Consider the following 22,194-nt stretch of genomic DNA (forward strand, 5'->3'; position numbering starts at 1 on the left):
CTTAATATAAAAATTTGCTTTGCGAGGTGGCCTTCTTGAACGAAGCGAAAGGGAAGAAAAGACAATTTTTCGGCACCGACGGCGTGCGCGACATAGCGAACCGAGGCATGATGACGCCGGACGCAGCGATGAAGCTCGGCGCGGCATACGCGGTCTTTCTCGCCGAACGCGGGGCAGAGCGTCCGAAAATAGCCGTCGGCCGCGATACCAGGCTTTCCGGCGAAATGCTCCAGTCCGCGCTTATGGCCGGCATCGCGTCTTCAGGCGGAGACGCTGTGGACCTCGGCGTCATTCCGACGCCGGGCGTGAGCTGCGCCGCCATGCGCGGGCCGTTCAGCGGCGGCGCGGTGGTCAGCGCTTCGCACAATCCCGCGGAATACAACGGGATAAAATTCCTCGACGGCGAAGGCTTCAAGCTCACCGACGGCGACGAGGCGGAGATAGAGGAAATATTCCTCGACGACGCGCGCCGCAGACGCGCCGAGCCGGAACGCATCGGCACCGTCCGCTGCGGCGAAGAATACCGCGCCGGATACCTCGAATCGCTGGGCAGGCTCTTCCGCGGCATCGAGGACAAATCCTACCCGATAGTGATAGACGCGGCGAACGGCGCGGCTTCGGACTTCGTCGGCCCGCTATTCTCCGAATGGGGCGGAGGCGTCACCTTCATGGGCGACGTTCCGGACGGCACGAACATAAACAAGAACGTCGGCGTTACCCATATAGAGGCGCTTGCGGCGAAAGTCTGCGAAAAGGGCGCGTCGCTCGGCATCGCATACGACGGCGACACCGACCGCGTGCTCATGTGCGACGGACGCGGGCGCGTCCTCGACGGCGACGTCATGCTGTGGGTCATAGGACGCTGGCTCGCCTCGCGCGGGACGCTCGGCGCGGGCGTTACGGCCACAGTCATGTCCAACATGGCGCTCGAAGACCTCCTTGCGAAGGAAAACATAAAGGTTTTCCGGTGCCAGGTCGGCGACCGTTACGTTCTCGATACGATGAAGCGTGAGGGCGCGCGCATAGGCGGCGAACAGTCCGGTCACATCATAGCGCTCGACTACGCGAACACTGGAGACGGACTTTGCTCCGGCCTGCTCTTCCTCAAGGCCGTCGCCGACCTCGGCGAGGACGTTTCGACGCTCGCGGACCGCTTCGAACGCTATCCGCAGGTGCTTCGCAACATGAAGGTCGCGGACAAGAACGCCGTCATGTCGAGCCCGCTCGTGGAAGCCGCCGCCAAGGAGGCGGAGCGGCTGCTCGCGGGCAAAGGGCGCATGCTGCTGCGTCCGTCGGGCACGGAGCCGCTCGTCAGGATATTCGCGGAATCACGCGACGCTGAGCTGATGAACAGGGCCGCGGACATAATGGAAGAGGCGATAGGAAAGGCGGTAGAAGGGCGATGAACTCCAACGCGGAATACAGAAGGGTCAGAACGGCTGTGTTTCCCGTCGCCGGGCTGGGGACTCGCTTCCTCCCCGCGACGAAAGACATCCCGAAGGAGATGATGCCGCTCATAGACAGGCCGCTCATCCACCACGGCGTAGACGAGGCGGTAGCCTCCGGCTGCACGCGCGTCGTCTTTGTGACGGGGCAGGGCAAGGAGAGCATCTGCCGCTACTTCGAGCCGTCGTTCGAACTCTCGGCGCTGCTGCGCGAGCGCGGCAAGGGAGAACTCGCCGACGTGGTCGATTCCATATACAAGCTCGCTGAGTTCCACTACGCCTACCAGGCGAAGCCGCTCGGCCTTGGACACGCCGTGCTCTGCGCCGAGGAATTCTGCCGCGATGAATACTTCGGCCTGCTTCTCCCAGACGACGTTATGACAGCCGAGCCGACGGCGCTGGCGCAGCTTGAGGCCGTGCGCGAAAAATACGAAGGCTCCGTGCTCTGTCTCGAAGAGGTCTCGCCGGAGGACGTCTCGCGCTACGGAATAGTAGACGCCGAAGAGATCGAGCCAGGCGTATATCGAATAAAAGGACTCGTCGAAAAGCCGAAGCCGGAAGAAGCGCCCTCGCGCCTCGCGATAATGGGCCGCTACCTGCTCTCGCCGAAAATATTCAAACATCTGAAAAACCTAAAACGCGGCGCCGGCGGCGAATACCAGCTCACCGACGCCATAGCTTCGCTGCTCGAGGAAGAGCCGGTCTACGCGACGGTGTACAAAGGACAGCGCCTAGACTGCGGCATAAAAGAAGGCTGGATACAGGCGACCGTCGTGAAGGCGCTCGAGGACGAAAAGCTGCGCGATATAGTTCTCGCGGCCGTAGCTGAATATGAAGCGTCCGCAAATGGCGAAAAAACAAAATAGGATATAACGAAAAGCCGCCCGCGCAGATTTCTGCGGGGCGGCCTTTTTTATTCGGCGCGGCTTCTTATTTATCGTTGAGAACACTGTCGCGATATTTCTTCCACGAAGCGAAGGAGCCTGCGTGGCGGCGGGCTATATAGTGCTTTAACTTTTACATAAAAACACCGTCGTTCCGCGAATCTTCTGCGCGGAACATCAGTCCTAAGCACCGAGGCTAGAGCAAAAACGATATAGCCGCAATATGAAATTACGTAGTACGCGGCAGAGGGTCCGCAGAGTCTGCCACGCTTCATCGGGCACATAGGCGTTGGGGGACGGCATAGTTTTTAATGAAAAGTTAAACAACTATAAACTCTCCGGTGCTGCAGTCTATAAGCCGAGCGTTCAATGCGTCCGATAAAGCCGCGAAGGCTTCGCATGGAGTCTCCCCGCCTCTGACATGCAGCATTATGGATTCGGCTTCCGTCTCCGCCCCAACGTTGAATTCTATCGACCATCTGCCGCAGCCGAGATGCTGATATGACAAATCGTTGCAGTCGCAAGATACGCCGAGCTCTGCGGCGATATTCTTTACCGCCTCGGCTATCTCCGTCTGTGCGAAAGGAACTATGTTTTCGCCGGCTATATTTTTCAGCGCTTCGTTGTTCGTCTTGGTCCTTACCATCACAACGTCCCAGCTCATTCAAAAATCTCCCGCCGTCCGCGTAGGGTGCCAAAAAGCGTGCGCTCAGCGCCCGCCCTGAATCTCCTCTGTGAACGGATAATATATGCGCAGCTCCGTGATTTCCCTCAGCGCATTGTCGTTTCTGCCCGCTGCTTCATGCAGACGTTCCCAGCCGCCGTTCGCGTAGCGAGCCAGGACGAGGGACTTGCGCCCGTATGACGACCAGACGTCCCACAGCTTCTCGCCGCCCGCTGGGCCGGAGACGAGGCCGTGCTTGAAGAGCGGCGGCGTGCCGCCCATCTTCGATACTCCGTCGGCTGGGCCGATCACTAGCCACTGCGTCATGCTCCATACGCCCTGCATCTCCTTCGATGAGAGCGCGTGATCCCACGGCACTATCTGAAAGCCGCCGGTAGTGCCGCGCGGCGTAGTGCTGACGTCTATGACGCCGCTGTGGTTTGCCCGTATCGCTCCGACGCGCTGGAAGAGCGTGCCTTCGAAGCGTCCGGTTCCGCCGAGAGGAACGAGGACGCGTCCGAGAATTTTATATCCTGTCGAGTACCACGCGACGACGCGCCCGCCGGGGCGGTTTTCTATGTCTACCATATATGGCAGAGACGGGTCTTCGAATACTTCGATGACGAGCGTGTCGCCCTCCTTCGGCAGATTGTCCGCCGCCAGCGGCGCGGCGGTCCCGTCAGCCTTCCGTACCGTAACGCGCGAGCCGACGGCCGGCGCCCATGCGCCGAAGACGCTTTCTCCGGCCTTCGCGTCGAGCACTATCGATGCGCCCGGCCCGGCTGCGGGGGCTATGGTCTCTTTGGGGATCACGCTCAGAGTGCGCCCCTTGCCCTTTTCGACTGAGACCAGCATATGCACCGCGTTCACCGCCGACGCGCAGACGGAGCCGGGCTCGCCCCACGCGCTCGCAGTGTAGCTCGGCCAGCGCGTCTTCGTAGGCAGCGCAGTTACACTTGCTATATTGAAGCTTTCGCCGCCGGCCGTCGTCACAGACACCTCGGCGCCTACTTGCATCGGAATGTCGATTTCAAAAATTTTCTTCGCCTCAGCCTCCGCCGCGTGCGCCGGAAGAAGCGCCGTACATACCAGAAGCGACGCCAAAGCGATAACAAGCGAATTTTTTAACTTCGGGAGATTCATCGAAACCGCCTTCTTTAGATTGGATTATTAGAATCTCACGGGCGACGGGAAAAACCATATCGCCCAGATATTGCCGATAAAATGAAAGAGCGCCGGGGGAAGCAGGCTGCCGTAGCGGTACTTCAGCCATCCCATGACCAGCCCCGGGAAAAATGTGCAAAGCGATATCCAGTAGGGCGAGACGATGAGATGTACCGGCGCGAACACGAGGTTCGCCGCCGCTATCGCTGCGTAGGGGCCGAACCGCCTTTCGAGCACCGGCTGAAGCCAGCCGCGGAAAAAAGTTTCTTCTATTACCGCCGCCGCGAGACCCGAAGCCGCGAGTTCGAGAACGCTGCGCAGCCCGCGCCTTCTCGGCAGCTCCTCCCACGGCCACGCGAGCGCGGCCGCCGTGAGCACGGCGAGCACCACGGCGGCGACGGCGAGCGTCTCCGCGACGGCCCGCCTGTCCGCGCTCCATCTGAGGCCATAAATTTCGGGGTCTTCCTTCCTGTACCAACACCAGAGATAAGGCCAGTACAGCAGAAAGACCCCGCTGCAAAAGGCTGCGAGAGAGCCCATGCGTTATGAGGTTATATCTTCAGACAGTCGGAGCAGAGTCCGTAGAAAAATATTTCCGTGTGTTCTATCTGGGCTATGTTGTCGCGCACCGTCGAAGCCGAGCGGAAAATCTCGTCTTCGTTGACCGGAATGTCGAACAGCTTCCCGCACTTGCGGCAAAGAAAATGCCCGTGTGTCTCAGTTGCCGGGTCGAAATAAACCCTTTTGTCGTCGATGCTGAGTATTTTTATGAGCCCGGCCTCAGCGAGCAGCTGCGCAGTGCTGTAAAGCGTCGCCACAGACATAGTTGAATACTCGGAGGAAAGCTCCTTGTACAGCGTCTCCGCGGAAGGATGGTCTTTGCGGCCCTCCAGCTTCTGAAGTATGGCTATGCGCTGGGCCGTTATTTTCGCGCCCCGCTCCCTTAATACCGAAATACCGTCATCTACAGTCCACATCGTAAAACTCCCCCATAAGACTTTAAATGATTATAATTATTATAAATCAATGCGGCGAGTTTGTCTTTACCGTCAAAGATAAAAATGTATTTTCTTTAACTCGCCGGTCAGAGATGCGGCCGCGGCGCAATAAGTTTTTCATACTTGCGGATTTACTCGATTTAACGTTATAATGTCCGTTGCACATAATGGGGTGTAGCCAAGCGGCCTAAGGCAGCGGACTTTGACTCCGCCATCGATGGTTCGAGTCCATCCACCCCAGCCATTTTTTGAAGCCGCATCATCTGAGGCGTCTCTGAAAGGGGCAGGAATCGTGAATCAGCCGGAAAAATTATTTGGAGTGCTGGTGCTGGCCGCGGGGAAGGGTACCCGTATGCGCAGCCGGACTCCCAAGGTCCTTCATCTGATGTTGGAGGAGCCGATTCTCTATTATCCCCTGAAGGCGGCGCGCGACGCCGGCTTCGGCGACGTGGCGGCGGTTGTCGGCTGCAGCGGAGAGGCCGTCGAAAGCTGGCTCAAGGACAATTTTCCGGACGCAGCCGTGATATGGCAGCACGAGCAGCGGGGTACGGGGCACGCAGCCAAGCTCGCCCAGCAGTGGTGGAGCGGGTACGGCAACGTAGTCGTGCTTGCGGGAGACGCCCCTCTCATCACCCCGGAGACGCTGAAACGATTCGCTCAGAAGCATATAGAAGACGGCAACGACTGCAGCTTCCTCAGCTTCATGCTCGACGACCCCACCGGATACGGCAGGGTCATACGAGAGAAGGGCGGCGTCCGGGTAGTCGAACAGAAGGACGCCGGCGAGGAAGAGCTGAAGGTGCGCGAGGTCAACAGCGGCATGTATATCTTCCGCACGGATGCGCTGGCCGCCGTGATAGACGATTTGTCGTGCTCCAACGCACAGGGCGAGTACTACCTGCCTGACGCGCTGGCGCTGATCGCGGCGCATGGCGGACGCGTCGCCGCGGTGCTCGCTGAGGATCCGCGCGAATTTTTGGGTATAAACGACCAGATACAACTCGCCGAAGCGTCGCGTGTGATGCGCGACAGGATAGTCCTCTCCTTCATGAAGAATGCGGGGCTTCACTGCATGGATCCATCAAGCGTATGGATAGGCCCGAAGGTGAAAATAGGCGGCGACGTCACCATCCATCCTTCCGTCCAGCTCTGGGGCGAGACCGTCGTCGAGGACGGAGCCTTCATCGGAAGCTTCACGGTTCTGAGAAACGCAATAATCAAAGAAAACGCCAATATAAAGGGTTCGGTGCGCCTCAACGACTCCACAGTGGGGCCGCGCGCCTCCGCCGGTCCGTTCGCATTCATGCGCGAGCACGCCGAGCTTCTTGAGAACGCCCACATGGGGCGCTTCGTAGAGATAAAAAAGAGCCTCGTCGGCAAGGACTCTAAGGTTCCACATCTGTCGTATATCGGCGACACCGAGATAGGCGAGGATACCAACATAGGCGCGGGGACTATAACCTGCAACTACGACGGCGTTAAGAAGAACAAGACGAAGATAGGCAGCCGCTGCTTTATCGGCAGCGACACCATGTTCGTGGCCCCGGTTGAGGTCGGCGACGACGTTTCGACGGCCGCCGGGTCTGTCATCACAAGCCGCGTTCCCGACGGCGCACTTGGAGTTGGGCGCGCAAAGCAGACCAATATAGAGGGCTGGAGCGCCAGACGGAGAAAGAAGCCGTCCGAAGGAAAGGCCTAGCGGCCTGACGGCGGCGGGGCTTTGTTCTTATAATCTTAAGGAGGATAAAAAAATGTCCGCAGGATTGAGAGAGGTAAAAATTTTTTCTGGCAGCGCTGACCCGCAGTTTGCGGAAAACATCTGCATGAATCTCGGCGTGCCGCTTTCGGCGTCTAAACTCTTCCGTTTCTCCGACGGCGAGATAGGCGTCTCTATCGAGGAAAGCGTGCGCGGTGCGGACGTATATGTCGTTCAGCCGACGTGCGAACCGGCGAACGAGCACCTCTTCGAGCTTCTCATAATAGTGGACGCGCTCAAGCGCGCTTCCGCCTACCACGTCAACCTAGTCATGCCTTATTTCGGATACGCGCGTCAGGACAGAAAGACGCGCTCACGCGAGCCGATCACGGCGAAGCTCGTCGCCAACCTTCTTGAGAAGGCCGGCGCGGACCGCGTGATATCGGCCGACCTCCACGCCGGACAGATACAGGGCTTCTTCGACATTCCCGTAGACCACCTTACCGGCATCCCGCTTCTCGCATCATATTTCCGCCGGACTCTCGTCAAAGAGATGGAAAGCGGCCTCGTTACGGTAGTCTCGCCCGACATCGGCGGCGTCGTCCGCGCAAGGAAGTTCGCCGGACAGATGAACAACGCCGAGCTTGCGATCGTCGATAAGCGCCGCTCGCACGAGGTGGCCAACCAGTGCGAAGTAATGGAGATAATAGGAAACATTGAGGGCAAGACGTGCGTCCTCGTCGACGACATCATCGACACCGCAGGCACGATAGTCAAAGCCGCCGAGGCTCTCAAGGAAAGGGGCGCGAAGGAGGTCTACGCCTGCGCGACGCACGGCGTGCTTTCCGGCCCCGCCATCGACAGGCTCAAGGATTCTGTGATAAAGGAAGTCGTGCTCACCGACACGATCCCGCTTAAAGAGCACAAGAGGATAGACAAGATCCGCCAGCTCCCGATAGCGCCGCTGTTCGCCGAGGCGCTGCGGAGAATACACTCGGAGCATTCGGTAAGCATTTTGTTCCGTTAAGCCACGGAAGAAATATTTTTATAAAAGTTTTAATACCATTGAGGAGGAAACATCCATGGCATCTAAGCATCAGACTGTAAAACTTGAATTCACGAAGAGGGAAGGCACAGGCAAGGGCACCTGCCGCAAACTCCGCTGCAAGGATCAGCTTCCCGTCGTACTTTACGGTCCCGAATACAAGCACGGCCTCGCCGGAACCGTCTCCGCCAGGGCCGTAACGCCCGTCGCGAACAGCTCCCACAGGGAGACGACGCTCATCGAGCTCGACTTCGCCGACGGCGGCTCCGCTTCCGCTCTCATCCGCGACGTACAGCGCCACCCGCTCACGCGCCGCATCCTCCACGTCGACTTCTATCAGGTCCTCAAAGGCCACAAGATCAAGGTCGAAGTTCCTATCCGCGTCGTCAACGAAGAACTCTGCAAGGGCATCAAGGACGACGGCGGCGTGCTTGTGTTCGGCGAGCGCTTCATCCTCGTCGAGGTCCAGCCGAGCGACATCCCCGAGGAAATCGTGGTAGACGCGCAGAACCTCAACGTCGGCGACGAAATCTTCGTCAAGGATCTCGCTCTTCCCGAAGGCGTCGCTGCCGTGACGGAGGCCGACCTCCTCGTGCTCCACGTCGAGCAGCCGAAGGAAGAGGCCGAAGAGGCCCCCGCGGCCGATGCCGAGACCGCCGAGGTCGAAGTCGTGGCGAAGGGGAAGGCCGCGAAGGAAGAGTAACCTACTGTTCACAGTTCAGGCTGTTTTTGCGGCTTGGCGCGGCCCGTCCGGCGCGGCGAGGTCTTGTCGAGGGAGCCTTATCCCGCGGCGGGGCGTCTGCCTGCGTCTGTCGTCTCGACGGGCGGACGCCGGGCCGCTTTTTATGTGCGTCGGCTTTTCGGCGCTTGTGTTGACGCGGAGAGATTGGTAGTAAATTATGAAATTGATAGTCGGCCTGGGCAATCCGGGCTATCAGTATGTGTGGACGAGGCACAACTCAGGGTGGATCATCGTAGACTCGTTCGTAGCGCGCCTCGGGCTCGGCGAGCCGCAGATAAAGTTCCGCGGCGCGTACTGGGGGCCGGCGCTCTGCTGCGGTGAGCGAGTCGCTTTCCTTGAGCCTCATACCTTTATGAACCTCAGCGGGCTTTCCGTCGGGGAGGCTGCGCGCTATCAGAACCTCGAGCCGTCCGACATTCTCGTCGTGTCCGACGACGTCGCGCTCCCGTTCGGGCGCATACGCATGCGCAAGAGCGGCTCCGCCGGCGGGCAGAACGGCCTTAAATCTGTACTCGGCGCCCTCGGTACTCTCGACGTTCCGAGGCTGCGCATCGGCGTCGGCTCTCCGGCGCCCGGACGCGACCTGGCGGACTGGGTGCTTGCTAAGATACCGCAGGAGCAGCGCCGCGACTGGGGCAAGCTGGAAGACGCCGCTTGGGAGGCGCTGAACCTCTGGCTCACGGATGGGATAGAGGCCGCCATGTCGAAGGCCAACGGTTTCAGGCTTAATGCCGGAGAATAAATCACCCGTCACGGGCAGTTCTCTCGCAGCTCTCGACGATGACGTCTGGCGCAGGAACAGAGGCGTGCACCTCGCCTCCAAAGGCGCGATGCGCCCCTGGGTATGCCGAGACGCGGCCTTCCCGCTGCTCGCGCTTCTTCCCGACGCGCGGCAGGTGCGCGATTTCGCGGCGGACGCGCAGGAGCTCGGAGTTCTAGGCGGAGTGAAGGTGCTGCCTGAGCTGCCGCTGTCGGAAGACGAAACGCGGAGCGACGCGCAGGAAATGGCGCGCGGCGACGTTCTCGAGGACTTTAAGTATCACGGCGGGGTGCTAGCCGCGACGCCGGCTTCGCTTATGTCCCCCTTCTCGACCGGCGGAGACTTCAGGGAGATAGAGGTCGGCAGGGAGGTCGGACGCGACCGCCTCGCAGACTGGCTCGCGCAGAAGGGCTACGAGCGCGGCGACCTCGTCTGGACGCCGGGGCAGTTCGCCGTGCGCGGCAGCATCGTGGATATATTCAGCCCCTCCGACATGTATCCGCTGCGCATAGAGTTCTTCGACGACGAGGTCGAGGACATACGCTGGTACGTTCCCGACACGCAGAAAAGCCTCAAAAGCGTCAGAAAATGCTCTATACAGAGCCTCGTCTCAAAGAGCGGCAACGTCCTTGAAAATTATTTCCCGAAGGATATGCGCGCGATATTTTTCGACCCTCACGGGCTGGACATGACGGCGGAAAACTCCGTCTGGCTTTGGAACAACCTTGACAGGGAGAAAAAAGGCGCCGTCCCGTGGGAGAAATGGGAGAAGATATGCGTTTCGCTCTCGTCATATCCGAGGCTGAGGATACTCGGCGACGTGAAAAACTGCGCCGCGCGCATGTCCGTCGCGCAGTTCCCGAACTTCCGCGGAAAGCTCCGGGAGGTCGAGGACTGCTGCCGTTCGCTGATAAGCGAAGGCTATAACATCAAAATTTACTCCGAGACGGAGCGTAACCTGCAATGGGCGCGGCTCAACGGCTTCGACGCGCGCGAGGGCGTGCTGAGCGAGGGCTTCATAGACTCCGCGTCGCGCGTCGCCGTGATAACCGACCTCGAGCTTTCCGGCATAACGGTGGCTCGCCGCCGTATCGAAAACCACGCGCCTGCGGACTGGGGCGCGGGGCTCATGCCTGGACAGTGGATCGTCCACGACGACTACGGAGTCGCGCGCTATCTCGGCGCGGAGCAGGTGAAGACGTCTGACGGCGAACAGGAATATCTCGTGCTGCAATTCGCCGAGGAGCGGCGGCTTTTGATTCCCGTCATGCAGTTCCACAAGATTTCGCCGTGGTCTCCGCTGCCGGGACAGGAGCCGTCCGCTGACAGGCTTAAAGGCTCGCTCTGGAAAAAATCGGCGGCGAAGGCGCGCGAGGCGGCCGAGAAGGCCGCAGCCGAGCTGATAAAGATCTACGCAGAGCGTGAGGTGAGCAAAGGCTTCGCATTCCCGGAGAACCGTGAGCTGATGCGCGAGCTGGAAGAAAGCTTTCCGTACAAGGAGACCGCAGACCAGCTTCGAGCCATTGAGGATGTCGAGGCCGACATGGAGCGCCCAGTGCCTATGGACAGGCTCGTCGTCGGGGACGTCGGCTTCGGCAAGACCGAGGTCGCGATCCGCGCCGCCGGCAAGGCGGCCTTCGCCGGCAAACAGACGGCCATCATGGTGCCTACGACGCTGCTCGCGAATCAGCACTACGAGACCTTCTCGGCGCGCTTCGCCGACACCGGCGTGCGGGTGGAGACTATTTCGCGATTTGTGCCTCCGTCGCGTCAGAAAAAAATACTCGCGGACCTCGCCGCCGGCAAGGTGGATATAATCGTCGGCACCCACAGGCTGCTGACCGAAGACGTTAAATTCAAGGATCTCGGCCTCGTCATCGTCGACGAGGAACACCGCTTCGGAGTCATGCACAAGGACCATCTGAAAAAGCTCTTCCCCGGAGTAGACACGCTCATGCTCTCCGCGACGCCTATACCGCGCTCGCTCTCTCTTTCCATGAGCGGCCTGCGCGGCATGTCCGTGCTCCAGACGCCGCCGCAGCGCAGGCTCCCGGTCATAACCGTCGTCCGTCCGTTCTCCGAAGAGCTTCTGAAGAACGCGGTGCTGCGCGAGAAAAACCGCGGCGGGCAGATATTTTTCGTACACAACAGGATAGGCGACATACAGGATCGCGCCGTCATGCTCAAGCGTCTTTTCCCAAAGCTTAAAATAGCCGTGGCGCACAGCAGGACGCCCGAGGCCGGCCTTGAGAAGATAATGTCCGAGTTCGCCGCGGGACAGACGGACATACTCGTATGCACGACGATAGTAGAAAGCGGCCTCGACATTCCCGCCGCCAACACGCTCATCGTGGACGACGCGCACGAGCTCGGCCTCGCGCAGATGTACCAGCTCCGAGGGCGCGTCGGGCGGCGCGAGGACCAGGCCTACGCGTTCCTCTTCTACCCGAGCGACGCGCGCATCTCGGTAGAGTCGAGCGAACGACTCGAGGCTATAGCCGAGCTCGACGAACTCGGCGCGGGCTACCAGCTCGCGCAGCGCGACCTTCAGATACGCGGCGGCGGCGACCTCGTCGGAATATCGCAGCACGGCAACTCGACCAAGATAGGCTATCAGCGCTACTGCGACCTGCTCGCCGAGGAGATAGCGAGGATAAAGGGCACGTACAGGCCGCAGATAGAGCTAGAGGTCGGCTTCCCGGTATCGATACCGGCGAGCTACCTGCCGCAGGAGAATCTGCGCGTCACGCTCTACCGCCGCATGCTCAAGGCCGACTCTGCGGATGAAGTGTTCGCCCTGCGCGGCGAGACCGCCGACAGGTTCGGCAAACTGCCGCCCGAGGTCGAATTTCTCTTCGACGCCGCCGTGGTCAGAAATCTGGCGTACGATTTCGGCATAACGAAACTTCTCGCCGGACGCTACGAACTTGTGCTTTTCTGCACGCCAGACGAAAAATGGGAAAATCTGCGGCTGCCTCCGCTGTGGCGTAAGCGCTCCGACGGGCTGATAGGCCCCGGCGGTTTCGCCGGAATGCGCGAAATCGCGCGATTGCTGAGCGGACGGGCCGCATCCGGCGAATAGAATGATAAAATATAGCGGAACGGGAGGAATGTTCGTGACGCAGAACGAGACCGCGACGGCGGAAAAGTTTGTAAAGCTGGTAAACGTTATGAAGAAGCTCCGCGAGCCCGACGGCTGTCCGTGGGACAGGGAGCAGACCTATATGTCGCTGCGGCGCTATATAGTAGAGGAGGGCTACGAGCTTATCCAGGCGATAGAGGACGGCGACGTTCCCAATATGTGCGAGGAGTGCGGAGACCTTCTGCTTCAGGTCGTATTTATCTCGTGCATGGCGGAGGAGCGCGGGGACTTCACCATCCGCGACGTTCTCGACGGCCTGACCGACAAGCTCATACGCCGCCATCCTCACGTATTCGGCGACGTCAGTGTGGACGGCTCGGAAGAAGTGCTCAAGAACTGGGAGCAGATAAAATCCGCCGAGCGCAAGGGCAAGTCGGAGGATTCGTCCTACATGGCTGGGATCCCGCGCGGAATGCCGGCACTGCTGCGCGCATACAGGATACAGGAGCGCGCCGCGAAGCCGGGCTTCGACTGGCCGAAGGGGGACTGCGCCCCGGTGATGGCTAAGGTCGAAGAGGAAATGGCTGAGCTTAGGGAAGCCGCCGCCTCGGCGGACGAGGCTAAAATCGATGAAGAGCTCGGCGACCTTCTCTTCGCGTCGGTCAACCTTGCGCGCCACCTCGGAGCCGACCCCGAGATCACGCTCCACCGCGCCTGCGAGAAGTTCGCGGCGCGCTTCAGAAAAGTCGAAAAGTCAGTTGAAGAATCGGGCCGCGCGTGGAAGGACTTCACGCTCGACGAGCTCGAGGAATTCTGGCAGAAAGCGAAAAACAATAAATAATTAGGAGGAACGGCAATGACCACAGAAGAAAAAATCAAAGACGTACTCACCAACAAGGTTTCCCCCGCGCTTCAGATGCACGGCGGAGACTGCTCATTCGTTAAATACGACGAGCCGACGGGGACTCTTTACGTCGCCATGCAGGGAGCCTGCGGCACCTGCCCCTTCGCGCTCGAGACGCTCCGCATGACCGTCGAGCAGGCCGTCATAGCAGAGGTGCCGGAAGTCAAGGCCGTGGAAAGGGCGTAGGCCGCACGAAAGTAATGAAAGAGGCAGGCCAGGAACCGGAGACGCTCCTTTCCGCAACGGACGCCTCCGTCGTCCGGCTGCTCGCCGAGCATGAGGAGATACTGCGCCTCGTCGAACAGATCTTTCCCGTAAAGGTCTACGCGAGGGGCAGTTCCCTTTCGATAAAGGGCGACGACGAGCGGCTGGTTCAGAAAATCGAAAATCTGCTCGTGCAGTACGCTGAGCTTTCGCTCTCCGGCCACAAGTTCAACAGCGCGGAGATACGCTACGGGCTGCACAGCATAGAGCGCGGCGAGACGGTCAACCTGCGCTCGCTTTACAACGACGTCGTCTGCATAAGCAACAGGGGCAAGGCGATAAGGCCCTATACCAACGGGCAGAAGGACTACATCCGCGCGATAAGGGAAAACGACATCACCTTCGGCATAGGCCCCGCCGGCACCGGCAAGACCTACCTAGCCGCCGCGCAGGCCGTCGCCTGCCTTAAATCGGCGAAGGTGAGCCGCATCATACTCGTGCGCCCCGTAGTCGAGGCCGGAGAGCGCCTGGGCTACCTTCCGGGGGACATGAACGACAAGGTCGCGCCTTACCTGCGGCCGCTCTACGACGCTTTTTACGAGCTGCTCCCGGCGGAGAAGTTCGACCGTTATTTTGAGAAGGGAGTCATCGAGCTCGCTCCGCTCGCCTATATGCGCGGGCGCACGCTCAACGACAGCTTCATCATTCTCGACGAGGCGCAGAACACCACGCCGGAGCAGATGAAGATGTTTCTGACGCGCCTCGGCTTCGGCTCGAAGGCGGTCGTCACAGGCGACATAACTCAGGTGGACCTGCCCGGCACGAAAGAGTCGGGGCTCAAGGTCGTGCGCGACATTCTGAAAGACATCCCGGGAGTCGCCTTCGTCAACCTTAACGACGGGGACGTCGTGCGTCACGAAATAGTCCAGAGAATAGTGAGGGCGTACGAAGATTATGACAGACGGAGAAGAGAAGAAAAGCAGCCTGCTGCCGGACGCCCTTAGGGATATCCTCGGCAGGTTTTCGTACAAGCCCGAGAACAGGCAGTATATCATATTCCGGGCTATACTCCTTTGCGTAGCCGCGCTTCTCGTCGGCTTCAACTGGTATCTGTTCGAACGCAAGGAGAACTATCAGATAGGGCTCCCCGCCCAGAAGACGTACTTCGCGCTCACATCGTCGCGCTACGAGGACAAGGCCGCGACGCTCGAGCTGCGACAGCGCGCCACCTCGCGCATAATCGCCGTCATGGTGCAGGACGAGAAAATAGCCTCTGAGGTGACGCGCCGCCTCTCGCTCATGAAGGAAGGAAAGATGAGCGAGCTCTTCAACGCGCCGCTGCTCAACATCTACAACAAGCAGAGCGCCGCGTCGCAGAAGGCTATAAGCGAGGCGGTCTCATCCATTGGGCCGAAGCTGCTGAACGAGTCCATCGACCGCGACCAGCAGACGTCGCTGATTTGGAAATATCTCAAACAGACGTCGCTGACTCAGTCGGAGCGCAACGTGGCGTTTCAGATGCTTGACGTTATCATGAACCCGTCGCTGCAGCCCGACAACGAGATGCTGATGAAGCTCAAGGACGACGTCGCGGCGCAGATCCCGGCGGTAATAAAGGAGATACGTCCCGGCTCCGTGCTCGTGCAGAAAGGCGAAGTCGTCACGCCGTCGGCGGCGAGGCTGCTGGCCTCGCAGGGCTACCCCGACGCGGCGTTCCCGTGGCGTCATCTGATATTCGTGCTCGGCGCGATAGTCGTGTGGAGCTTCTGGCCAGTCTGGATAGAGGGCGGCCTCAAAGAAAAGCTCTCGATGCGCGAATGGATATACGTCGCAGTGGTGCTCTCGGTCGTATGGACGCTTGAGGTCGCTTTCGCGCGCCTCGGCGGCTACTCTATGGCGGTGCTCGGCCTCACAGGCTGGCTCTGTCTGACCATGCCGGTATCCCTCTCGTTCCACGTGATATTCGGCGGCGGAGTCATCAGCGTTATCCTCGCGTACGGAACGAACCCAGGCATCGTGTGCCTCGGCTGCATACTTTCGGCTTTCGCCGGCGGCGTGGGGCGCATAATGTTTCTCAACCCGCCCAACCACCGCATCACGATATGGCGCAACCTCTTCCTGCTCGGCATAGCGCTCGGCGTGGTCTCCGTATGCGTCTACTGGGGGCTCGACCTCTACGTGGACAGGAACCTCGCCTTCGGGACGGCTCTTTACAGCGCCGTATGGGCCACGATCGTAGTGGCTCTGCTTCCGCTTTGGGAGAACATCTTCGACGTAATCTCGCCGCTGCGGCTTCTCGAGCTCAGTCATCCCTCGCAGCCGCTTATCAAGCGGCTGCAGATGGAGGCTCCAGGCACATACAACCACGTGCTGATGGTCGGCACGCTTGCCGAGGCCGCTGCGGACAAGCTGCATATGAACGGCCTATACGTAAAGGCCGGAGCCTACTATCACGACATCGGCAAGCTTAAGAACCCGCAGTATTTCGTCGAGAACCAGCGTCCAGGCAAAAACATCCACGACAGCCTGCCGCCCGAGCTCTCCGCGAAGGTGCTCATATCGCACGTGAAGGACGGCCTCGACATAGCGGCGCAGACGAATCTGCCGAAAGCGCTGCGCCCGTTCATACGCGAGCACCACGGCACGACGATACAGAAATATTTCTACGAAAAGGCGAAGGCCTTGGGCGAGGATGTGAAGGAAGAGGATTTCCGCTATCCCGGGCCGCGTCCGCAGACTCGCGAAACGGCTCTCGTCATGCTCGCCGACTCCGTAGAGGCCGCCGTCAAGGCGCGCAACAAACCGTTTGAGGACGACGCCGAGCTCGTCAAGTTCATCAAGCAGGTCATACAGAGCAAGATAGACGGCGGGCAGATGGACGACGCGGACTTCACGTTGCGGGAGATCGCCATCATCGAAGGCGCGTTCCTCGACGTGTTCCGTTCGACCTACCACTCTAGGGAGGTCAAGGACATAAACCAGATAATAAAAGAAGCGAGGCTGAAACGCGGCGACGCCGCCCCGGCCGGGGAGAAGGAGGACAAAAAAGGTGAAAACGACGATACACTGCGGTGATCTGCAGGAGGCGGCCTGTAATTTCTGGAACGCCGGAACCGCCGAACGCATCGAGAAAGTCATATCTGATTACATCGAAGCGGAGAAGCCGCTGCCCGAGGCCGTAGCCGAGTGCGAGATATCCCTGACCTTCGCAGGGACGGACCGGATGGCGGAAATCAACAAAAAATACCGCGACGCAGAAGGGCCGACCGACGTGCTATCGTTCGCGATGTGGGAGAACGACGAGGGAAACTTCGAGCCTCCGTCGGACTGGGAGAACCTTCCGCTTGGAGACATCGTCGTATGCCCTGAAGTAGTGGCCAAAAACGCCGCGGAAAACGGCAAAAGCGTCGAAAGCGAGACCGCGCTCGTCATATTCCACGGATTCCTCCACCTTATAGGCTTCGACCACGCCGAAGAGGAAGAGAAGCTCCGTATGTGGGAGAAGCAGGAGCGAATGGTGAAGGACTTCTTCGAGGAATAGCGCCATGAACGGCTCGAACCCGCTTTCGTCAGATACTGCCGAGGCCCTCATGGCGGCCGCCGAAGAGGCGCGCGGCCGCGCATACGCGCCATACTCCGGCTTTTCCGTCGGCGCGGCCATACTGTTCGGCGACGGCCGCGTCGTCACGGGCTGCAACGTAGAGAACGCCAGCTACAGCCTCTCGATATGCGCGGAACGCAATGCGATGTCCACTGCCGTCGCGATGGGGCTGACCCGCCCCGTCGCAATCGCAGTGGCGGGGCCGGATGGCGTATTCTGTCCGCCGTGCGGCGCGTGCCGTCAGTTCCTCGCCGAGTTCAGCGGCGGTATGCCGGTCATAATCAAGGGTGAAGGCGGCATTACGTCGATAGCGCTGAACGAGCTGCTCCCGTCTGGATTTTCTCTGAAAGGCGAGTGAAACACAATGAGCTCCGAAAAAACTTATAAGAGCGGATTCGTGGCGCTGCTCGGACGTCCGAACGTCGGCAAGTCGTCGATTATAAACGCGCTGCTCGGAGAGAAGGTCGCGGCCGTCTCTCCGAAGCCGCAGACTACGCGCAACGCCGTCCGCTGCATATACACCACGGAAAACGAGCAGATAGTATTCGTCGATACTCCAGGCATCCACACGCCGAAGCACGCGCTGGGCGACTTTATGATGAAGGAGGCCGAGGAGGCGCTGATGCAGGTCGATGCGATATGCTACGTAGTCGAGGCGCAGGACAGGGCCGTGAGCGAGAAAGACCGCACGATACTCGCGGCGCTCGCCGGGACGAAGCTACCGATAGTCCTCGCAGTGAACAAGACCGACAAGCTCGCTAACGCGGAAGACTACAGAAAGAGCGCCGAGGTCTACGCAAAACACCTGGACATCACAAAAGCCGTTCCCGTGTCGGCGGCGAAGGGCCGCGGCCTTGATGAGCTGGCGTCGGCGATAAGCGCCGTGCTCCCAGAGCAGCCAGCGATATACCCGGAGGATATGCTCATGGACTCGACCGAGAGATTCCTCGCCTCCGAGGTCATACGCGAGAAGATTTTCCGCAACACGGACGAGGAGGTGCCGCACGGCGTAGCCGTCGTAATCGACGAGTTCAAGAGCCCCGACGAATATCCCGACAGGAAGGTCTGCACGATACGCGCGACCATAGTTGTAGACCGTCCCGGGCAGAAGGGTATAATCATCGGCAAAAACGGCGCGAAGCTGAAACAGATCGGCAGCGAGGCGCGCGCGGAGCTTGAAGAAAAGTTCGGCTACAAGGTCTTTCTTCAGCTCTGGGTCAAGGTGCGTCCCGGGTGGCGCAAGTCGCCCGAGGAGCTCAGGCGGCTGGGGTACGGCGCTTGATCTCCGACGATCTCAGCCAGGGCTACTACAAAGAGAGCGGGACCGTACTCCTTAGGAAAGAGGATTCCAAGGGGGGGCGGTCCCTTCTGTTATTCCTGCGCGGCTTCGGCCCTAGGTGGGCCTCAGCGCCGTCGTCCGGCGGGAAGAACCGCTTCGGCGGCGCGGCGGAGCCGATGGTGTGGGGGTGCTTCTCGCTCTATCAGAGTCCGGCGCGTCTCTATCTCCAGTCGGCGGACATAAAAGAAGACTTCCTCGCGCTGCGTTCGTCTCCGGCTGCTCTGAGCTGCGCGGCGCGCCTTTACAGGCTTACGGCGAACGAAGCTCCGTCCGGCTGTTCCAACGACGGCCTGCTCCGCGCTTTGTGGAACGCGATGCTCGAGCTGCGCGGCGGGGCTAAGCCGGCGGCTGTCGAATTCCGCTACATGTGGCGGCTGCTCGCCGTCATGGGCACGGCTCCGTCGCTTTCGATCTGCGCCGGCTGCGGCGGAGAGCTCGCCGTCGGAGCGCTCTTCACCGGCGAAGGGCTGCTATGCGAAAACTGCGCGCGCGGCGCGAAGGGGACGCCCGTTTCCGAACGCGAGCTCTCCGTACTGCGCGCGGCGGCGGGGCTGCCGCACGATAAATTTGTGGAATGGGCCGCTAAGTGCGACGCTAAAGAAATTTATGCGGCGAATATAAAAAAATTGTCGTCTTATTTTAGAAATTTGCGCTAAAATGTAGCGGTAATTATTGCGTATCATAAAGGAGGTAAGAGAAGGTGAACTTTCAGGATCTAATTATGCGCCTGGAACATTTTTGGGCTTCTCAGGGCTGCGTAATACAGCAGCCGTACGATTTGGAGGTCGGCGCCGGTACCATGAACCCTGCGACGACGCTGAGAGTCCTTGGACCCGAGCCGTGGCGCGTCGCCTACGTCGAGCCGTCGAGAAGACCGACCGACGGACGCTACGGCGAGAACCCGAACCGCCTTCAGCATTATTATCAGTATCAGGTCATCATCCAGCCTGCTCCCGACAACATTCAGGAGCTTTACATCGAGAGCCTGAAATGCCTCGGAATAGACCCCGCCGAGCACGACATACGCTTCGTCGAGGACGACTGGGAGAACCCGACCACGGGGGCCTGGGGCCTCGGCTGGGAGGTATGGCTCGACGGTATGGAGATAACGCAGTTTACGTACTTCCAGCAGATGGGCGCGGTCGACATGGACGTGGTTCCGGCGGAGCTGACATACGGGCTCGAGAGAATCACGATGTTCGTCCAGAAGGTCAACAACGTCTACGACCTGCAGTGGGTCGACGACATCACCTACGGCGACGTGCATCACAAGGGCGAGGTAGAGCACTCGACCTATAACTTCGAGATCGCAGACACCGACATGCTCTTCGAGCTGTTCAATAAATACGAGGCCGAGTCCAGAAGGGTCCTCGAGGCCGGTCTTGTGCTTCCCGCATACGATTACGTGCTAAAGTGCTCGCATTCTTTCAACCTGCTCGACGCGCGCAACGCGATAAGCGTCACGGAACGCACGAGCTACATAGGCCGCGTCCGCGCTCTGGCGAGCGCCTGCTGCCACGCCTACCTCAGGCAGCGCGAGGAAATGGGCTACCCGCTCATGCATAAATTCGATAAATTTATAAAAGGAGGCGAGCGGTAATGACCGACCTTCTCTTTGAAATAGGGACGGAAGAAATCCCCGCGAGGTTTATGCCGAAGGCCCTCGCCGACCTGGCGCAGTACGCCGCCGAGGAGCTCGACGGCGCTCACATAGCGCACGGCGATATAAAGACCGAATGCACGCCGCGCCGCCTCGTGCTTAAAGTCGCGGACGTCGCCGAACGTCAGGACGACGCCGTAGAAGTCTCGAAAGGCCCGCTCAAAGCTCAGGCTTTCGGCGCCGACGGCAGCCCGACCAAGGCAGCTCAAGGCTTCGCACGCAGCCGCGGAGTGGAAGTCTCCGAGCTGAAGGTCGAGACTATAGGAAACGCCGAATACGTCGTCGCGGAGAAGCGTACCGCGGGACAGCCCTCCGCCGTGGTGCTGCCGCAGCTTCTCGAGAAGATAATGCACCGTCTCTCCTTCCCCAAGAGCATGTACTGGGCGGAGAAGACTGTCCGCTTCGCGCGCCCCGTCCGCTGGCTCGTCGCTCTCTACGGCGACAAGCCGCTCGACGTCGCTTTCGGAGGCGTAAAGAGCGGCACGACTTCCCGCGGCCACCGCTTCATGGGCAAGGAAGCGGTCGAAATCAAAGACGCCGATTCCTACGACGCCGCAATGCGCGAAAACTTCGTAATAACAGACCCCGAGGAACGCAAGGCAATGATCCTCGCCGGAGTCGCCGAGATAGAGAAAGAGCTTGGCGCGAAGGTTACGGTAGACCCCGCGCTGCTTGAGGAGAACGTACACCTCAACGAGTACCCGATACCCTTCTACGGCAGCTTCGAAAAGGAATTCCTAGACATCCCAGCCGAAGTGCTCATTCTATCGATGGCGAAGAACCAGCGTTACTTCCCGGTTCACGGCGCGGACGGCAGGCTTATGCCGAACTTTATCGGCGTCAGCAACAACCGCGCGAAGGACATGGCCGTCGTACGCGAGGGCAACGAGCGCGTCCTGCGCGCGCGCCTCTACGACGCCGCCTTCTTCTGGAAGGAAGACCAGAAAAAGTCGCTCGACGCCCACGCTGAGGAGCTTAAGAACGTAACGTATCAGGAAAAACTCGGCACGGTCTACGACAAAGTGCAGAGAATAAAGAAGCTGACGCTGTGGCTCGCCGAGGTCCTCAAGGCAGACGTGGACATGTCCAACCTCGCCCGCGCCTGCGATCTCGCGAAGGCCGACCTCGTCACGAGCATGGTCTACGAGTTCTCGGATGTGCAGGGCATCATGGGCCGCGAGTACGCTCGCAAGGCAGGCGAGCCCGAAGAGGTAGCGCTCGCCATATATGAGCAGTATCTGCCGCGCTTCGCTGGGGACGAGCTCCCCTCGCATGTCGACGGAGCGCTGCTCGGCATCGGCGAAAGGCTAGACACGCTTTCCGCTATTTATAAGATAGGAATGGAGCCGACGTCTTCGCAGGATCCCTACGGGCTTCGCCGCGCGGCGAGGACTATAAACGAGCTCATCTGGGGGCTGTCGCTCGACGTCGATCTCGACGCGGCTCTTGAAATGGCGGCCGGACTTCTTGAAATGCCGGCCGAACGCCTTGAAAAGCTCAAATCCTTCATCGCGCAGCGCCAGCAGGTCCAGCTACGCGAAAAGGGCTTCAATCACGAGGCCGTAGCGCTCGCGATCCAGGCAGCGCCGTCGCGTCCGCTTCAGATTTACCGTCTCGCGGAAGTCCTGACGAAGGCGGCCGGCGAACCGTGGTTCGACGAACTCGTGACCGCCGCCGTGCGCGTCAAGAACCTTCTCGCAAAGGCGGAAGGCGAGCCAGGCAAGGTGGACCCGTCGAAATTCGGATCCGACTCCGAGCGCAAGCTCTACGAGGAGCTTGAAAAGCTCACGGGCAAGGCGCGCGAGGCTGTGGAGAAGTGCGACTGGGAGACGCTGGCGGCCGTCATGGCCGAGCTCGCGCCGGTCATCGCGCAGTTCTTCAACGACGTCTTAGTCATGGACAAGGATCCTGAGATCCGCGCCAACCGCATAGCGCTCCTTAACGAGTGCCAGAAATTCTTCATGCAGATAGGTGATTTCAGCATACTGAAATAGCCGTTTGTATGA

The 22,194-nt window shown here is 59.9% G+C and carries 21 protein-coding genes and 1 tRNA gene; 18 read left to right on the plus strand and 4 right to left on the minus strand.

Annotation, left to right across the window (positions count from 1 at the left end; all coding sequences use genetic code 11):
- The first annotated feature begins 26 nt into the window (after positions 1 to 26).
- The gene (gene glmM, locus B5F39_RS02045) at positions 27 to 1,406 is read left to right on the plus strand and encodes a phosphoglucosamine mutase (protein WP_087363788.1); all 1,380 of its coding nucleotides are present in this window, start codon (positions 27 to 29) and stop codon (positions 1,404 to 1,406) included.
- Complete coding sequence (locus B5F39_RS02050) at positions 1,403 to 2,311, plus strand: UTP--glucose-1-phosphate uridylyltransferase (protein ID WP_087363347.1); 909 nt, start codon at positions 1,403 to 1,405, stop codon at positions 2,309 to 2,311. Before glmM ends, B5F39_RS02050 begins: the two co-directional genes overlap by 4 nt.
- A 337-nt stretch (positions 2,312 to 2,648) precedes the next feature.
- Here the strand turns inward: B5F39_RS02050 and B5F39_RS02055 are convergent, their stop codons facing one another.
- The 4 genes from B5F39_RS02055 to B5F39_RS02070 all read right to left on the minus strand — a co-directional run bounded on the left by B5F39_RS02055 (position 2,649) and on the right by B5F39_RS02070 (position 5,134).
- The gene (locus B5F39_RS02055; RefSeq protein ID WP_087363349.1) at positions 2,649 to 2,993 is read right to left on the minus strand and encodes a hypothetical protein; all 345 of its coding nucleotides are present in this window, start codon (positions 2,991 to 2,993) and stop codon (positions 2,649 to 2,651) included.
- A gap of 45 nt (positions 2,994 to 3,038) precedes the next feature.
- Positions 3,039 to 4,097 (minus strand): hypothetical protein, encoded by a 1,059-nt coding sequence (locus B5F39_RS02060; protein ID WP_239391045.1) that lies wholly within the window; start codon positions 4,095 to 4,097, stop codon positions 3,039 to 3,041.
- Between the two features lie 66 nt (positions 4,098 to 4,163).
- Positions 4,164 to 4,697 carry a Synerg-CTERM system glutamic-type intramembrane protease MrtS gene (gene mrtS, locus B5F39_RS02065; protein ID WP_087363353.1) on the minus strand — a complete coding sequence of 178 codons (534 nt, stop codon included), beginning with the start codon at positions 4,695 to 4,697 and terminating at the stop codon, positions 4,164 to 4,166.
- An 11-nt stretch (positions 4,698 to 4,708) separates the two neighbouring features.
- Entirely contained in the window at positions 4,709 to 5,134 is a 426-nt protein-coding gene (locus B5F39_RS02070) for a Fur family transcriptional regulator (RefSeq protein WP_087363355.1), read from the minus strand.
- A 189-nt stretch (positions 5,135 to 5,323) separates the two neighbouring features.
- Here B5F39_RS02070 and B5F39_RS02075 point away from each other — a divergent pair.
- From B5F39_RS02075 to glyS, 16 genes are all read left to right on the plus strand, one after another.
- Positions 5,324 to 5,399: transfer RNA gene (locus B5F39_RS02075), tRNA-Gln, on the plus strand.
- A gap of 81 nt (positions 5,400 to 5,480) precedes the next feature.
- Entirely contained in the window at positions 5,481 to 6,854 is a 1,374-nt protein-coding gene (glmU, locus tag B5F39_RS02080) for a bifunctional UDP-N-acetylglucosamine diphosphorylase/glucosamine-1-phosphate N-acetyltransferase GlmU (RefSeq protein ID WP_343217568.1), read from the plus strand.
- Positions 6,855 to 6,906: 52 nt separating this feature from the next.
- The gene (locus tag B5F39_RS02085; protein ID WP_087363358.1) at positions 6,907 to 7,878 is read left to right on the plus strand and encodes a ribose-phosphate pyrophosphokinase; all 972 of its coding nucleotides are present in this window, start codon (positions 6,907 to 6,909) and stop codon (positions 7,876 to 7,878) included.
- A gap of 55 nt (positions 7,879 to 7,933) precedes the next feature.
- Complete coding sequence (locus B5F39_RS02090) at positions 7,934 to 8,599, plus strand: 50S ribosomal protein L25 (protein ID WP_087363362.1); 666 nt, start codon at positions 7,934 to 7,936, stop codon at positions 8,597 to 8,599.
- A gap of 196 nt (positions 8,600 to 8,795) precedes the next feature.
- The gene (pth, locus tag B5F39_RS02095) at positions 8,796 to 9,380 is read left to right on the plus strand and encodes an aminoacyl-tRNA hydrolase (protein WP_087363365.1); all 585 of its coding nucleotides are present in this window, start codon (positions 8,796 to 8,798) and stop codon (positions 9,378 to 9,380) included.
- Positions 9,367 to 12,480, plus strand: coding sequence for a transcription-repair coupling factor (gene mfd / locus B5F39_RS02100; protein WP_087363367.1), 3,114 nt, complete (start codon positions 9,367 to 9,369; stop codon positions 12,478 to 12,480). The genes pth and mfd overlap by 14 nt, the downstream gene beginning before the upstream one ends.
- A 34-nt stretch (positions 12,481 to 12,514) precedes the next feature.
- Positions 12,515 to 13,321, plus strand: coding sequence for a nucleoside triphosphate pyrophosphohydrolase (mazG, locus tag B5F39_RS02105; RefSeq protein ID WP_255376003.1), 807 nt, complete (start codon positions 12,515 to 12,517; stop codon positions 13,319 to 13,321).
- Between the two features lie 15 nt (positions 13,322 to 13,336).
- Positions 13,337 to 13,570, plus strand: coding sequence for a NifU family protein (locus tag B5F39_RS02110; protein WP_087363369.1), 234 nt, complete (start codon positions 13,337 to 13,339; stop codon positions 13,568 to 13,570).
- Between the two features lie 14 nt (positions 13,571 to 13,584).
- Complete coding sequence (locus B5F39_RS02115) at positions 13,585 to 14,592, plus strand: PhoH family protein (protein WP_087363372.1); 1,008 nt, start codon at positions 13,585 to 13,587, stop codon at positions 14,590 to 14,592.
- Entirely contained in the window at positions 14,543 to 16,663 is a 2,121-nt protein-coding gene (locus tag B5F39_RS02120) for an HDIG domain-containing metalloprotein (RefSeq protein WP_087363374.1), read from the plus strand. Before B5F39_RS02115 ends, B5F39_RS02120 begins: the two co-directional genes overlap by 50 nt.
- Positions 16,638 to 17,129, plus strand: a complete 492-nt coding sequence (gene ybeY, locus B5F39_RS02125) for an rRNA maturation RNase YbeY (protein ID WP_087363376.1) — start codon at positions 16,638 to 16,640, stop codon at positions 17,127 to 17,129. The genes B5F39_RS02120 and ybeY overlap by 26 nt, the downstream gene beginning before the upstream one ends.
- A 4-nt stretch (positions 17,130 to 17,133) precedes the next feature.
- The gene (locus tag B5F39_RS02130; RefSeq protein ID WP_087363378.1) at positions 17,134 to 17,547 is read left to right on the plus strand and encodes a cytidine deaminase; all 414 of its coding nucleotides are present in this window, start codon (positions 17,134 to 17,136) and stop codon (positions 17,545 to 17,547) included.
- A 6-nt stretch (positions 17,548 to 17,553) separates the two neighbouring features.
- Complete coding sequence (era, locus tag B5F39_RS02135) at positions 17,554 to 18,471, plus strand: GTPase Era (protein WP_087363380.1); 918 nt, start codon at positions 17,554 to 17,556, stop codon at positions 18,469 to 18,471.
- Positions 18,468 to 19,184, plus strand: coding sequence for a DNA repair protein RecO (gene recO / locus B5F39_RS02140; RefSeq protein ID WP_087363382.1), 717 nt, complete (start codon positions 18,468 to 18,470; stop codon positions 19,182 to 19,184). The genes era and recO overlap by 4 nt, the downstream gene beginning before the upstream one ends.
- 44 nt (positions 19,185 to 19,228) lie before the next feature.
- Positions 19,229 to 20,128, plus strand: a complete 900-nt coding sequence (glyQ, locus tag B5F39_RS02145; RefSeq protein WP_087363384.1) for a glycine--tRNA ligase subunit alpha — start codon at positions 19,229 to 19,231, stop codon at positions 20,126 to 20,128.
- The gene (gene glyS, locus B5F39_RS02150; RefSeq protein ID WP_087363386.1) at positions 20,128 to 22,182 is read left to right on the plus strand and encodes a glycine--tRNA ligase subunit beta; all 2,055 of its coding nucleotides are present in this window, start codon (positions 20,128 to 20,130) and stop codon (positions 22,180 to 22,182) included. Before glyQ ends, glyS begins: the two co-directional genes overlap by 1 nt.
- The last annotated feature ends 12 nt before the right edge of the window (positions 22,183 to 22,194 follow it).

The organism is Cloacibacillus sp. An23 (assembly GCF_002159945.1).
Lineage (GTDB): Bacteria > Synergistota > Synergistia > Synergistales > Synergistaceae > Caccocola.